The organism is Anabaena azotica FACHB-119, assembly GCF_014697625.1.
In the GTDB taxonomy this organism is placed as follows: Bacteria; Cyanobacteriota; Cyanobacteriia; order Cyanobacteriales; family Nostocaceae; genus Trichormus; species Trichormus azoticus_A.
In genome coordinates this window covers 66,442-79,724 of sequence record NZ_JACJSG010000024.1, presented here as the reverse complement: position 1 = coordinate 79,724, position 13,283 = coordinate 66,442, and the positions used below count along the sequence as shown (strand labels likewise).

10 protein-coding genes are annotated in these 13,283 nt (G+C 41.8%); 7 read left to right on the top strand and 3 right to left on the bottom strand.

Annotated elements, in window-relative coordinates; genetic code table 11:
* The first annotated feature begins 403 nt into the window (after positions 1-403).
* Positions 404-1,369: a glycosyltransferase family 2 protein gene (locus H6G83_RS18020; RefSeq protein ID WP_190474772.1), complete on the top strand. Its 966-nt coding sequence runs from the start codon at positions 404-406 to the stop codon at positions 1,367-1,369.
* A 91-nt stretch (positions 1,370-1,460) separates the two neighbouring features.
* On the opposite strand, the gene H6G83_RS18015 is transcribed toward H6G83_RS18020, so the two are convergent.
* Both H6G83_RS18015 and H6G83_RS18010 read right to left on the bottom strand, forming a co-directional pair.
* Complete coding sequence (locus H6G83_RS18015) at positions 1,461-2,363, bottom strand: hypothetical protein (RefSeq protein WP_190474770.1); 903 nt, start codon at positions 2,361-2,363, stop codon at positions 1,461-1,463.
* Positions 2,364-2,369: 6 nt separating this feature from the next.
* Complete coding sequence (locus H6G83_RS18010; protein WP_190474768.1) at positions 2,370-3,005, bottom strand: J domain-containing protein; 636 nt, start codon at positions 3,003-3,005, stop codon at positions 2,370-2,372.
* A 262-nt stretch (positions 3,006-3,267) separates the two neighbouring features.
* On the opposite strand from H6G83_RS18010, the gene rpsB reads away from it, so the two are divergent.
* From rpsB to H6G83_RS17980, 6 genes are all read left to right on the top strand, one after another.
* A complete protein-coding gene (gene rpsB / locus H6G83_RS18005) occupies positions 3,268-4,065 on the top strand; it encodes a 30S ribosomal protein S2 (protein ID WP_190474766.1) in 798 nt (265 codons plus the stop codon).
* A 374-nt stretch (positions 4,066-4,439) separates the two neighbouring features.
* Positions 4,440-5,381 carry a translation elongation factor Ts gene (gene tsf, locus H6G83_RS18000; protein ID WP_190474764.1) on the top strand — a complete coding sequence of 314 codons (942 nt, stop codon included), beginning with the start codon at positions 4,440-4,442 and terminating at the stop codon, positions 5,379-5,381.
* 228 nt (positions 5,382-5,609) lie between these two features.
* On the top strand, positions 5,610-6,515 hold the full coding sequence (locus H6G83_RS17995) for a hypothetical protein (protein WP_190474762.1): 906 nt from the start codon (positions 5,610-5,612) through the stop codon (positions 6,513-6,515).
* A gap of 89 nt (positions 6,516-6,604) precedes the next feature.
* Positions 6,605-9,100: an ATP-dependent DNA helicase RecG gene (gene recG, locus H6G83_RS17990; RefSeq protein WP_190474760.1), complete on the top strand. Its 2,496-nt coding sequence runs from the start codon at positions 6,605-6,607 to the stop codon at positions 9,098-9,100.
* Positions 9,101-9,483: 383 nt separating this feature from the next.
* On the top strand, positions 9,484-11,106 hold the full coding sequence (locus tag H6G83_RS17985) for a hybrid sensor histidine kinase/response regulator (RefSeq protein ID WP_190474758.1): 1,623 nt from the start codon (positions 9,484-9,486) through the stop codon (positions 11,104-11,106).
* Positions 11,107-11,300: 194 nt separating this feature from the next.
* A complete protein-coding gene (locus H6G83_RS17980; protein WP_190474756.1) occupies positions 11,301-12,338 on the top strand; it encodes an adenosine deaminase in 1,038 nt (345 codons plus the stop codon).
* A gap of 78 nt (positions 12,339-12,416) precedes the next feature.
* Here H6G83_RS17980 and H6G83_RS17975 read toward each other — a convergent pair whose 3' ends face one another.
* Complete coding sequence (locus H6G83_RS17975; protein ID WP_190474755.1) at positions 12,417-13,253, bottom strand: DUF5331 domain-containing protein; 837 nt, start codon at positions 13,251-13,253, stop codon at positions 12,417-12,419.
* Between the last annotated feature and the right edge of the window lie 30 nt (positions 13,254-13,283).

Here is a 13,283-nt window from a genome sequence, read left to right as displayed (position 1 = left end):
CCCCTCTATTTAGCAGAATAAATGTTCATTTAGACAATCTACAAATTCACTGAAGATATCAGTAATTTGCGATTTTATTAAAGTTTTAAGTTTAAATTTCCTAGCTTCAAGGCTGATGGAAATCTATCTAAATTGCTCAAATGCGAAAAAGTTGTCCACCTTTACAAAACTTTATTCACAAAAGATTAAGAATAGTTTATGTAATGTTTAATTCATCTTAAATCAGTATTTACACAAGAAAGAATCAGCTTGTCTGTTAGGGTTAATAGAAATTACCCATGAAAACGAAAAATTCAGGGTGTAGGAGTGTAGCGGTATGGGGGACAATCAAAGCTGAAGTTTTTGCCTTACACCCAGAAGAGACAAGGAACAGACTGAAGTACCACAGTGTCCTATTCTGGAGATGGGTAATAATGTTGTAGGTGAGACTGTGTTTATTAGTGTTGTGATACCAACTTACAATCGCCGTCCAATTCTGGAGAAGTGTCTACGCGCTTTGGAAGTGCAGACGCTGAGTGCATCGACTGTCATCAAAGACTACGAGATTGTCTTAGTAGATGATGGTTCGACAGATGGGACAATAGATTGGTTAGCAGCAAATAAACAAGAGTTTCCCCATGTGCGCCCTTTTGAACAAGACCATGCAGGGCCGGCGGCGGCGCGGAATTTAGGCGTGGAAAAGGCGCTGGGGGATATAATTATATTTATTGATAGCGATTTAGTTGTGTTGGAAAATTTCCTGCAAGCTCATACTGATGCGTTGGTGCAGGGACAAGAGAAATTGGGGAGCGATCGCTTTTTTACCTACGGTGCAGTAATTAATACTTGTAACTTCGATAATCCCACGGCAGAACCTTATAAAATCACAGACTTTTCCGCCGCCTTTTTCGCCACAGGTAACGTCGCCATCCCTAAACATTGGCTAAATAAAGCAGGTTTATTTGATACAGGGTTTCAACTCTACGGTTGGGAAGATTTAGAGTTAGGTGTTAGATTAAAAAACCTGGGATTACAACTAATAAAATGTCCGGCTGCTGTCGGCTATCATTGGCATCCACCATTTAATTTAGAGCAAATACCCAACTTAATAGATAAAGAAATTCAACGCGGACGCATGGGTGTTTTGTTCTACAAAAAACATCCTACATGGGAAGTGCGGATGATGATTCAAATGACATGGTTGCACCGTTTACTGTGGGGAATACTTTCACTCAATGGCGCACTGAATGAAAAAACAATGGCTCCTTTGTTGCGGTGGTTAATTAAATCTGGTAAACCTCAGTTAGCTTTGGAAATAGCGCGTATTTTCCTCAACTGGTACAACGTTAAGGGTGTGTATGAGGCTTATTCTCAATTGAGTGGCGAATAATGACTTTTAACATCATGTTCGCTTGATTAATTACTAATGCTGACAATTTGCCATCGCTACAACAATTATTTTATTGTAGGCGATGCTAGCATCATTTTTGCTTGCGTAATCTTTCTTCTGCTGCTTGTAGAAGCCTTGTCTCTGGTAAAACGTTACGAAACTTTCCAGCAACATTCAACTGGAAAAACGTCCAACCCTCAATCGGTCTGTTTTTAAGCGCATTTAGATACAAACGTAATCCCAAATCTTGCACTGCTTCATAGTAAATACTACCTAATTGGTCTATGAATTGGCTTGCATCTTCTTCAATTCCACTCGGACTACAAAAGACAAACTCAACTTGCTTTCCAGGAAAATTACGAGAAGCGAGTTCTATATAACAACGTTTTTCAATCGCATCTCTAACATGATTGAGTGTAATTCTATGTTTCTTTATTTCACGTATTCTTACCAAATTTGAACGATTGACAAACTCTACTAAATCAAATCTTCGAGTTTTCTTATCGGAATCGGGGATATTGTCAATAACAGTAAATTCTTGGCGAAGTCGAATATTACTGTAACCAGCCAATAGCACTAATTTATCCTGAATATCTTCTTCAGTTTTCTCTACGTACCACTGCTCAATAGCACTGTCAACAATTCCATTATACCATTGAAGAAATATCCAACCATTCTTGCTAGATATCTTTCCCATCTCAATTAGTTGTTGAATACAGATAACTAATTGACGCGAATTGATAAATCTCCGCTTTTGTCCAGTCACCAAACTTATTTTTTCCTGTCCAAAGAAGAAAATGCTTTCATCAGATAGATTTTCACAATTATTTGCATCCCCACTAGTATTAGCTAAATACTCATTATGTTCCTTTACTATCTGCAAGTAAGTTTTTTGCGATTGCTGCACTCCTAATGCCTTAAGAAATTCATCTAATTCAATAAGTTGTCTAGAAAAAGTAATTGGATTTCCGTGAAAATATCTTACTTCAAACATTTACACTCATGACTTTAAAAGCAAAGTAACGTTAACTTCAACAGAGTTTTCTAATGCGATTTTATAAGCTTCTTGAAGTAACAAAAAATTTTTTGTATTTCCACCATAATCAGGATGAAAACTTTTTGCTTGTTGATAATACGCTGATTTTACAATTTCAGGACTCGAAAAAGGCTCTATCCTCAATAAATCATAACTTGCTTTGACATGAGCCAAATCTTCCGAATCTCCCAAATCTTGATATTTCTTACGTGCTAAATATAAGCGAACCATTAACTCATGATCATCAAGCCACTTCTGGTGAACATCCCTACTCCATCTCGAATCAGCATGATGTTTTTGTCTAGTTTTTTGAGACTTATTGTTTTGAAGACGGTAGGGATCTGCAAACTCACGCACTAGGCCTACATCACTAGCTAATTCACTAGCAGAGGACAGATATGTCTGTTTAGTTAGAAAAACAGGACTACCCCAATAAAACTGAACAAAATATATCTTATCCCAAGCAGTAATCTTACGTACACATCGCCTATCTTTAAGCTCAGGGGCATTTTGAAAGTCAAGATATATTAAGGTACAAGCTCTTTCAAACCTTGCCCTAGTAAAAGCATCCTTTTCTTCTACTTGCTTGTGCTTACTCATAGCATGAAGCTGCTGTTTTTTATTTGCGAACCTCTAAAGATAAGCATACGTTATTTTTAATCTATTGTTGCTCATATTTAAGCAGCGATTGTGGTGAAAAAATCAAGGACTTCTCAAGATTGTTTACTTTTTCCTGAAAGTTTGCACAAATGTGCTACCCTAGTATGGTTGACCAATTTCCGCACATCTGGGGATTCGGGTGTTTTCCTTTGGGGAAATACGCCCAGGTGGAGGTTTAACCCGAATAGGAGTTAGAAAATATATGCCAGTCGTTTCATTGGCTCAGATGATGGAGTCTGGGGTTCACTTTGGGCATCAAACCCGACGCTGGAACCCAAAAATGTCTCCCTACATTTACACCTCTCGCAATGGTGTACATATCATCGACTTGGTGCAAACAGCCCAGTTGATGGATGAGGCTTATAACTATATGCGATCGCAAGCCGAGCAAGGGAAGAAGTTTCTCTTTGTCGGCACAAAACGGCAAGCAGCAGGCATTATCGCTCAAGAAGCTGCTCGTTGCGGTTCTCACTATATTAACCAGCGCTGGTTGGGGGGAATGCTCACCAACTGGGCAACCATCAAAACCAGAGTAGACCGCCTCAAAGATTTGGAGCGTCGGGAAGAAAGCGGCGCTTTAGACTTACTGCCGAAAAAAGAAGCATCCATGCTCCGGCGCGAACTGGCGAAACTACAAAAATACTTGGGCGGCATCAAAACGATGCGGAAAGTCCCCGATGTTGTGGTAATTGTAGACCAACGCCGGGAATACAACGCAGTTCAAGAATGTCAAAAACTGGCAATTCCCATTGTGTCTATGTTGGATACAAACTGCGACCCAGATGTAGTAGATATCCCCATCCCAGCCAATGACGACGCTATCAGATCAATCAAGTTGATAGTTGGTAAATTGGCAGATGCGATTTACGAAGGTCGTCACGGTCAACTGGATGTAGAAGAAGAGTACGAAGATTACGAAGGCGCTGAGGAAGATTACGATTACGATGAAAGTGACTACACTGATTCGTTGATTCCCGACGACGAAGACGAAGAAGAATAAGCCATATTTAAGCATGAAGGATGGGGTTAGAAGCTCAAACTTGAGACTTTATCTTTCAGACTTAAAATTTCATCGCTTTTTCTTCACCAGCCCTGAGTAAGATAGAAATACTCAACACATTTGCTAGTGCTGAGTGCTGAGTTATGAGTGCTGAGTATGATCCCAAAATCAATGTTTAGACAAATCAGCAAGAAAATTGCTAGTTTTGGCTCACGAGAACGGAAGTAAAAAGTAATTACTCATGTTCTAGTAACTCTCACAAGATTTCTGCTCAGAACTGGCTCAAAGCCGCGCTACCGCGCTTCAGCACTCAGAACTCAGCACTGTTTTAGTGAGCGAATATAACTCAAGGTCAAGTTAGGAATTGAGGCAACATGGCGGAAATATCTGCAAAACTCGTCCAAGAGCTACGCCAAAAGACTGGTGCTGGCATGATGGACTGCAAAAAAGCGCTGAAAGAAACTGAAGGTAACGTTGAAGAAGCCATTGACTGGCTACGGAAAAAAGGCATTGCCTCTGCGGGTAAAAAAAGCGATCGCATTGCGGCAGAAGGTCTAGTAGATACCTATATTCAGCCTGGTGGTAAAATAGGTGTACTGATCGAAGTTAACTGCCAAACAGATTTCGTCGCCCGTAACGATGCTTTCAAAAATCTCGTTAAGAACCTAGCTCAACAAGCAGCAACTGCCGAGAGTGTTGAGTCTTTGCTAGCTCAATCTTATATTGAAGATTCTAGCCTTACCGTAGATGAAGCGATTAAGCAAGCGATCGCTAACTTAGGTGAAAACATCCAAGTACGCCGCTTTATCAATTTTGATGTAGCAGGTCAACCTGGAGTAGTAGATAGCTACATTCACACTGGCGGTAGAGTTGGTGTGTTAGTTGAAGTTAGCGCTAAATCTGATGCTGCGGCTGCTAACGAAGAAGTACAAGGCTTGGCAAAAAATGCAGCCATGCAGGTAGCAGCTTGCCCAAACGTTGAGTATGTCAACGTAGACCAAATCCCGGCTGAAGTTGTCCAGAAAGAAAAGGACATCGAGTCAGGTAAAGAAGATTTGGCGAATAAGCCAGAAAACATTAGAGAAAAGATTGTTCAAGGTCGGATTGAAAAACGCCTGAAAGAACTTACTCTAGTGGATCAGCCTTACATTCGCGACCAAAGTATTTCTGTGGAAGACTTGATCAAGCAAGTTAAGGCGAAAGTCGGCGAAGATATCGAAGTAAAACGCTTCGTGCGCTACGTCCTGGGTGAAGGTATCGAGAAGCAAGAAAGCAACTTTGCTGAAGAAGTCGCCGCCCAAATTGGTGCGAAGTAATTAATTAGTCATTAGTCATTGGTCATTGGTCATTAGTTAACAAATTAGAGATTTTAAGCTACTGACAACTGACCACTGACAACTGACCACTGACTCTTATTAAACAGGTCAAGCAAATTGCGTGACCTGTATTTTATTTATCAGTTATATTAAATTTCTTCGGTAATTATTTTAGAATAGTTGCGTACATTTGTACCATAAGTAGGTTCAGGTGGACAATTACAAGATATGGGAAGAGCAATTGAGCGAATTGAGCAGGATATTGCAGTTTTGCAAGAAGCGATAAAAGCGATCGCCTCAGAACTCCACAGCGCTTATGCTAATTATCTGGGCGTTTTGGGTCAAGCACTAGGTAAGCAGTTAGTGCTGGCAAGTTATCACCTTTGTACCCATAACTATCCTGAAAATTTCTTGAAGTTATCATTAAATCAAAGGCAACAATTACAACAAGGTATCCGTAAATTAGGTAAACAAGGAGCGGAGTTGTTGCTGGCTCAGTTGGTTATTCAGGGAGATGAGGGAGATGAGGAAGTAGGGGGAGATGAGGGAGATGAGGAAGTAGGGGGAGATGAGGGAGATGAGGAAGTAGGGGGAGATGAGGGAGATGAGGAAGTAGGGGGAGATGAGGGAGTAGGGGAGGTGAGTTCTGTGGCTCCGGCTTCTCAGGTTTATGTATTGGATACTTCTAATCCTATAGACTTGGCGAAGTGGCAAAAGCTTGTAGAAGAGGCAACACAACGGACGTTGAGAAAGGTTTCTCATGAAGCTAATGTTTTGTTGCAGAATGCTGACATTTTGCCCAAAAAATTGCCAGAACCTATTTTAGAAGCGGCTGCGGCTGCATCTGAAGCTGCGGCAGAAATGATGCCAGGTCCGCCTAACCTTTTAAACTTGGTGATTGAAATTGAAAATGAGCAAGATGAAGATGAATCTAGCCTGACACAAATCACGACAATTAATTTAAGGTTAGGAGAAATAGAGTTTGCTGATCCAACCCTTTCTTCCAGTCGTAGCCAAATTCGCCATGTTTTAGGCAAACTCAACCAACTAGGACGAGAGTATCAAAAAAAGCAAAGGGAACTTTCAATTGCCGAAGCTGAAGCCGCATGGCGTTCAAGTTGGTATGAAGATTAGTCAATAGTCCAAAGTCCACAGTCCAAAGCTGTGTTGACTGTTGACTGTTGACTGTTGACTGTTGACTATTGACTAATGACTAATGACTAATGACTAATGACCAACCAGACTGGATAAGATTGCATAAAGCCTTGGCAGTAGAAGCAGACAACGGCTTTACTGACTTGCTGGGTAGACAATACCGCTTCAGTGAATTTCTCAGCCTGACTTTTGGGAAATTCCCGACGGTTTTACCTGCAATTGAACGTCGTCGCTGGCAAGAATTGGCGGAAAAATTTGCTAATTATCCAAATTTGGGGCAGAAAGAAAGGCAACATTTAATAGCGGAAACTCGTAGGTATCTATATCAACTGCAAAAGGAACAGGAAGAACCGAAAGAAGAGCAGGGGAGCAGAGGAGCAGGGGAGCAGGGGAGGAGTTATAAATCTAAGATTCCCAATGCTGCGCCAGTTGTGGCGGAGGTGAGCCGCAGGCTGGCTCCGAAAATTGACCAGAAACTAAGTGATTTACCCGAAATAGGAATTCGCAAGGCTGATAAGTTGGCGGCTTTGCGGTTGTATACGGTGCGGGATTTGCTGTTTTATTATCCCCGTGACCATATTGACTATGCGCGTCAGGTAAATATCCGCGAGTTGCAGGCGGGTGAGACGGTGACTATAGTAGCGACGGTGAAGAAATGCAATTGTTTTACTAGCCCGAAGAATCAGAAGTTAACGATTTTAGAATTAACTCTCAAGGATAATACAGGGCAAATTAACGCTAGTCGCTTTTGGGCGGGTTCGCGGTATGCTAGTCGTGGTTGGCAGGAAAGTTTAAAACGGCGTTATCCGGTGGGTAGCGTGTTAGCGGCTTGCGGGTTAGTTAAAGGTAATAAGTACGGGCGCTTGACGCTGGATAACCCAGAGTTGGAGGTTTTAGGGAACCCAGGGGATACAATTGAATCCTTGACTATTGGGCGGGTAGTGCCAATTTACGCCCTTACGGAAGGGGTGATGGCAAATATGGTGAGACAGGCGGTGCTGGCGGCTTTACCTGCGGCGGCTCTTTTGAAAGACCCGTTACCGAAAGGTTTGCGGGAAAAGTATAATTTGATGGAATTGAAGGATGCGATCGCTAACATTCATTTCCCTGATGAAAGTGCTACCCTACAAGTTGCCCGTCGTCGTCTGGTCTTCGATGAATTTTTCTACTTACAATTAGGTTTATTACAACGTCAGCAGCAAGCTAAAGCTATTCAAACTAGTGCTGTCCTCGCTCCCAAGGGTCAGTTAATCGAAAAGTTCTACGAAATTCTACCTTTTCAACTGACTGGCGCACAGCAACGAGTCCTCAACGACATCCTCAACGACTTACAACAAACCACAGCAATGAATCGTTTGGTACAGGGTGATGTAGGTTCAGGGAAAACAGTTGTGGCTGTGGTAGCAATTTTAGCAGCAATTCAATCTGGCTATCAAGCCGCCCTCATGGCTCCTACAGAAGTGTTAGCCGAACAGCATTACCGTAAATTAGTTGGTTGGTTTAACCTGTTGCATTTACCTGTGGAATTGCTCACAGGTTCGACTAAAACCGCTAAACGGCGACAAATACATTCCCAGTTAGAAACGGGGGAATTACCTTTGTTGGTGGGAACTCACGCCTTAATTCAAGACCCGGTAAACTTTCAACGCTTGGGTTTAGTTGTCATTGATGAACAACATCGCTTTGGGGTGAAACAAAGGGCGCTGTTACAGCAAAAGGGCGAACAACCTCATGTATTAACTATGACAGCCACACCCATTCCCCGGACGCTGGCGTTAACCATACATGGGGATATGGATGTCAGCCAAATTGATGAGTTACCACCAGGACGGCAGAAAATACAAACTACCTTGTTAACTGGTCAACAACGTTCCCAGGCTTATGACCTCATCCGCCGGGAAATTGCCCAAGGTAGACAAACCTATGTGGTGTTGCCCTTGGTGGAAGAATCTGAGAAATTAGATTTGCGATCGGCTGTGGAAGAACACCAAAAGTTACAAGAGAGTGTGTTTCCAGAGTTTCAGGTCGGGTTACTCCACGGTCGCATGACTTCTGCGGAGAAAGACGAAGCCATCACCAAGTTCCGCGATAATCAAACGCAGATTCTTGTATCTACAACCGTTGTTGAGGTTGGTGTAGACGTACCTAATGCTACAGTTATGCTCATTGAAAATGCGGAACGGTTTGGTTTATCGCAACTCCATCAATTGCGGGGGCGTGTGGGTCGGGGTGCAGCGCAGTCTTACTGTTTATTGATGAGTAGTTCTAGAAGCCCCGACGCTCAACAACGGCTGAAGGTGTTGGAACAGTCCCAGGATGGTTTTTTCATCTCGGAAATGGATATGCGTTTTCGCGGGCCGGGTGAGGTGTTGGGAACAAGACAGTCGGGTGTGCCTGATTTTACCTTGGCTAGTTTAGTTGAGGATGAAGAAATTTTAGTATTAGCAAGACAAGCAGCCGAAAAGGTGATAGAGATAGATGCAACTTTGGAACGCTGGCCTTTAATGAAAGCAGAGTTGAAATATCGCTATGAACGCTTGATGGGCGGGGCTATTTTAACTTAAAGGTGTATGGTGGGGGAAAGGGGAAAGGGGAAAGGGGAAAGGGGAAAGGGGAAATTAATACACCTCTTAAGGGCAGGTTTTTAATAAAGTAATGAGTGAGGACTGTAAAACCACGACATTATCCCAGTTTCATTCACCCCTACACCCTAAAACCAGTATATTGGATCGAAGTGTAAAAAACCTGCCCTTGAAAGCTGTCCCCTGCTAAAAAAGAAAAGGAACTCTTAATGCTGTTATGGTGTCTGCTGGATTGTAATTAATTACAGTGAGCTACAACTGCTGTAATTATGATAATTTTAAATTCTTGTATTCACCTTAAACTGAGAAATTTCTACTTTTACTTGTAACTCATTGGAGGTATCGATAGGATAAAAGGCGATCGCATGGAAAATGTTTCTGTTATTCATCAGCTCAAACCAATATTTTGTCTGGCTGCTTGTGGAAATGTGATATTTTTTACATTCTTCTGTTGCTTATGGCGCTACATTATTAAACATCAGCAGGCTGAACAAAAAATTTCTGAACAAGCTGCAATTCTCAATGTAATTAATGATGCGGTTTTAGTCAGTAATCTCCGCTATGAGATTGCTTTTTGGAATAAAGGCGCAGAACGTTTATATGGCTGGAAAGCTGAGGATATCTTAGGGAAAGATATTGGACAATTGTATCAAAAAAATTCAACCCAGTTAGAAATAGCACTGTCAAAAGTTATTCATCAGGGTGAGTGGGAAGGAGAGTTACATCAACTGAGGAAAAATGGCGAGGAACTTATCGTCTTTAGTCGTTGGGTTTTGCTGCGGGATCAGCAGGGACAACCAAAATCTATTGTGATGGTAAATACGCTTACACCTAAACAACCACTCCCAGCAGAATTATTGCGATCGCAACGCCTCGAAAGTATCGGTACACTAGCAAGTGGTATTGCACACGACCTCAATAATATCTTGTCTCCGATTTTAATGGCGGTGCAGCTTTTGCAAATGAAAACCCACGACTTGCAGATGCAAAAAGTGTTAAATACTTTAGAAAATAATGTTAAACGCGGGGCAAATTTGCTTAAACAAGTGTTATCTTTTGCACGGGGTATTGAAGGTAAAAAGACAATAGTTTCAGTCAAACAATTGGTGTTAGAAATTGAACAAATTGTCCAACAAACTTTTCCTAAGTCAATTACCTGTCAGACAAATATTCCTGAAAATCTATGGTATGTATCAGGCGATATAACTCAATTACATCAAGTATTGATGAATTTGGTAATTAATGCTCGTGATGCCATGCCTCATGGTGGGATATTAAAAATTACTGCTGATAATGTGGTGCTTTCCCGTCAAGGTGGACATTATATTAGTTTATCTATAGAAGATACTGGTTTAGGCATACCTGCAAAAATCCAAAAGCAAATTTTTGAGCCATTCTTTTCAACAAAAGAAGTAGGCAAAGGTACAGGTTTAGGACTATCTACAGCATTGAGTATCATTGATAATCACGGTGGTTTTATCAATGTGCAGAGTGAGGAAGGTAAAGGTACTAAATTTCAAGTTTATTTGCCTGCTTTAGTATCTCATACCCAGCTAGGGAATTGTGTAGAGATACCCTCAGTTATGGGGAATAAAGAATTAATTCTCGTAGTGGATGATGAGGCTATTATTCGCGAAATTACTAAATCATCTTTAGAAGCATATAACTATCAAGTATTAACTGCTAGGGATGGGAAGGAAGCGCTATCAATTTATACAAAGTATCAAGAGCAAATTAGTGTAGTGCTGCTAGATATGATGATGCCATCAATGGATGGAGCGATCGCTATCCGCAAGTTACAAAAGATTAACCCCCAAATCAAAATTATTGCCATGAGTGGGCTATTATCTGAACCAGATGAGAGTGCAATTGCTAACATGGGAGTGAAGGCATTTTTATCTAAACCCTGCACAGCCCAAGAGTTAGTACAGACAATTAATAAGGTTAATACTCACAGTTATGGTCAGGTGCTGAGTGTCAACCTTTGAGACGACAGCTATATAAGTAAATTTATATAGCTGTCGAAGCATAAGTTAGGACATCATACAATTTTAAAACCTTTAATTTCAAAGGCTTTCAGCCCTGTCACCTGTCCCCTGCTATACAATCTTTGTGGAGGGATAGATTTTTTCTCTTGATGTATTTGTTAATATTAGTGAAATTTTTATAAAAAAGTACCACTATGGCATTATATGCGGAATTACATAGACACTTGGGCGGTTCTGTCGTCCCCCGTGTCTTATGGCGCTATTTTGAGCGACATTCATCAGATTTGATTTCTCGTTTTGCTGAGTATCCAGAGTTTGAGGATTTTTACACCCGTCCCCGCAATACCTTGGACGAGTATTTAGAACTGCATACCCTTGTAGAAAGTGTGCAAACCGTAGATACCCTACCTTACTTTATTTATCGTCTGGTACGCGGTGCTTACATTTTTGAAAATTTGGCTTATCTGGAACTGCGCTACACTCCCTACTTACGTACACCAGAACATCTGAGTCAGTCCGCAAGAATTGATAAGATGGTGGAAATCGTCAAAGTTGTAGGGGAAGCTAGTAGTCAGCCAGAATATCCCATTGTGACTAGCCAAATTTTGTGTATGCACACAAGGCTACCCTATGAGGTAAATAAGGCGATCGTTGATTTGGCGGTGCAAAACAGAGATTATGTATGTGGGATAGATGTAGCTGGGGGTGATAGCCATTACGCCGATCGCATGGCAGAATGGATTAGCTTATTTGAGTATGCGCGATCGCAAAACATCAATACCACCGGACACTTTTATGAAACCCCGGCTGGTTGTTACCCCCAACTGTTACCCTACCTCATGCGGATAGGTCACGGTATCCAAATTCCCCTATTGTATCCAGAGTTACTACCAGATGTAGCTAGGCGCGGACAATGTTTAGAGGTTTGTCCCACAACCTATATTCAAACTGGCACTTTACAAGACATCCGCCAACTTAAGTTAGTCTTTGACCGATGTTTTGATGCTGGGGTAGATATCGCTATTTGTACTGACAACGCTGGGCTGCATAATGTACGTTTGCCTTTTGAGTATGAAAATCTCTTGACTTACGACATTATCAACTTTAAACAGCTACAAGCTTGTCAGGATGCAGCTTTCCGCCATGCCTTTGCTTGGCCTTACGGTCAACGTCCTGCATCCCTGTTGAATGGGTTGCTACAACCGGAAACAAGCAACGTTTTGGTGAATTAGAGGTATGTAGTAGGCACTTTAGTGCTGGGTCAAAGGAGTGAACTACCTACACTGTACCGTCAGGTCAGTGTAGGTAGTTCACCTAAAGTCCTTACTACATACTTCTTCTCGCTCAAAACCAGTACCCTGACAAAATTCATCCACCCAAGAAGCCAAAGTAGTGGCGTTTGTGCTGTGTGATGGGTTGAATTTGTGAGTAGATGCTTCGGTTTGGGGCGTTTCTGTAGCCAAGGTTAATAAAGGTAGGGTTTTTTGTTGGACTGGAACTTTAGTTGTAATTTCTAAAACACGTATTGTTTTACTATTAGGAATAGTTTCGCTTGCTAATGCCAGCCTGATAGACGGGGGCTTAGATTTGACGGGGATTTCCGTAGTGGGAATTGGGGATGACCTAGTGCGATCGCTCACAGCCATTTCCACTGAGTGAGCGTATACATCTTTACCGTTGGTAGAGACTGCCTTAACTTTGGGTGAAGTGTAGCCTATTGCCTTGTGTTCATCAACCTGGTTAATATTAACAGGCGATCGCACAGGTTTGTCTACCAGTGACAGCAATGGCTGACTTTCCGATTGTTGATTTTGGGAAGCATTATTGACAACACAGCCGTTTGATGCTGTAGCTTTGGTTGGCTGCTGGTTTAGTTGCGTTTGCCGTAACTCAGCATCGGGATTAAAATTCAAACCCAAAGCCGTCACAATTTCATCTGGGTCATTATTTAACTCCATAATAAAAGCCAGTACCTGATCAAACTCTGGTTCTAAAACAGAAAGTGTAGCCAAAATAAATCCAGAGGAAGGCCGCCGTAAACCATTATAAGTAGCCCAAACCCTCATTTTCACCAACCAAGCACGATTTTGCTCGTAATAACTCAGCCACTTCATTTTCAAGGATTGACGCAGCCCCTGAATGTCCATCGGATGCCTCGCTTCAGTCAAAAATAGTGC

Coding starts and splice junctions, on each gene's coding strand:
- H6G83_RS17995 (WP_190474762.1), top strand. CDS start 5,610: ATGGGAAGAGCAATTGAGCGAATTGAGCAGGATATTGCAGTTTTGCAA.
- H6G83_RS17975 (WP_190474755.1), bottom strand. CDS start 13,253: ATGGACATTCAGGGGCTGCGTCAATCCTTGAAAATGAAGTGGCTGAGT.
- H6G83_RS18015 (WP_190474770.1), bottom strand. CDS start 2,363: ATGTTTGAAGTAAGATATTTTCACGGAAATCCAATTACTTTTTCTAGA.
- H6G83_RS18020 (WP_190474772.1), top strand. CDS start 404: ATGGGTAATAATGTTGTAGGTGAGACTGTGTTTATTAGTGTTGTGATA.
- H6G83_RS17985 (WP_190474758.1), top strand. CDS start 9,484: ATGGAAAATGTTTCTGTTATTCATCAGCTCAAACCAATATTTTGTCTG.
- tsf (WP_190474764.1), top strand. CDS start 4,440: ATGGCGGAAATATCTGCAAAACTCGTCCAAGAGCTACGCCAAAAGACT.
- recG (WP_190474760.1), top strand. CDS start 6,605: ATGACTAATGACCAACCAGACTGGATAAGATTGCATAAAGCCTTGGCA.
- rpsB (WP_190474766.1), top strand. CDS start 3,268: ATGCCAGTCGTTTCATTGGCTCAGATGATGGAGTCTGGGGTTCACTTT.
- H6G83_RS18010 (WP_190474768.1), bottom strand. CDS start 3,005: ATGAGTAAGCACAAGCAAGTAGAAGAAAAGGATGCTTTTACTAGGGCA.
- H6G83_RS17980 (WP_190474756.1), top strand. CDS start 11,301: ATGGCATTATATGCGGAATTACATAGACACTTGGGCGGTTCTGTCGTC.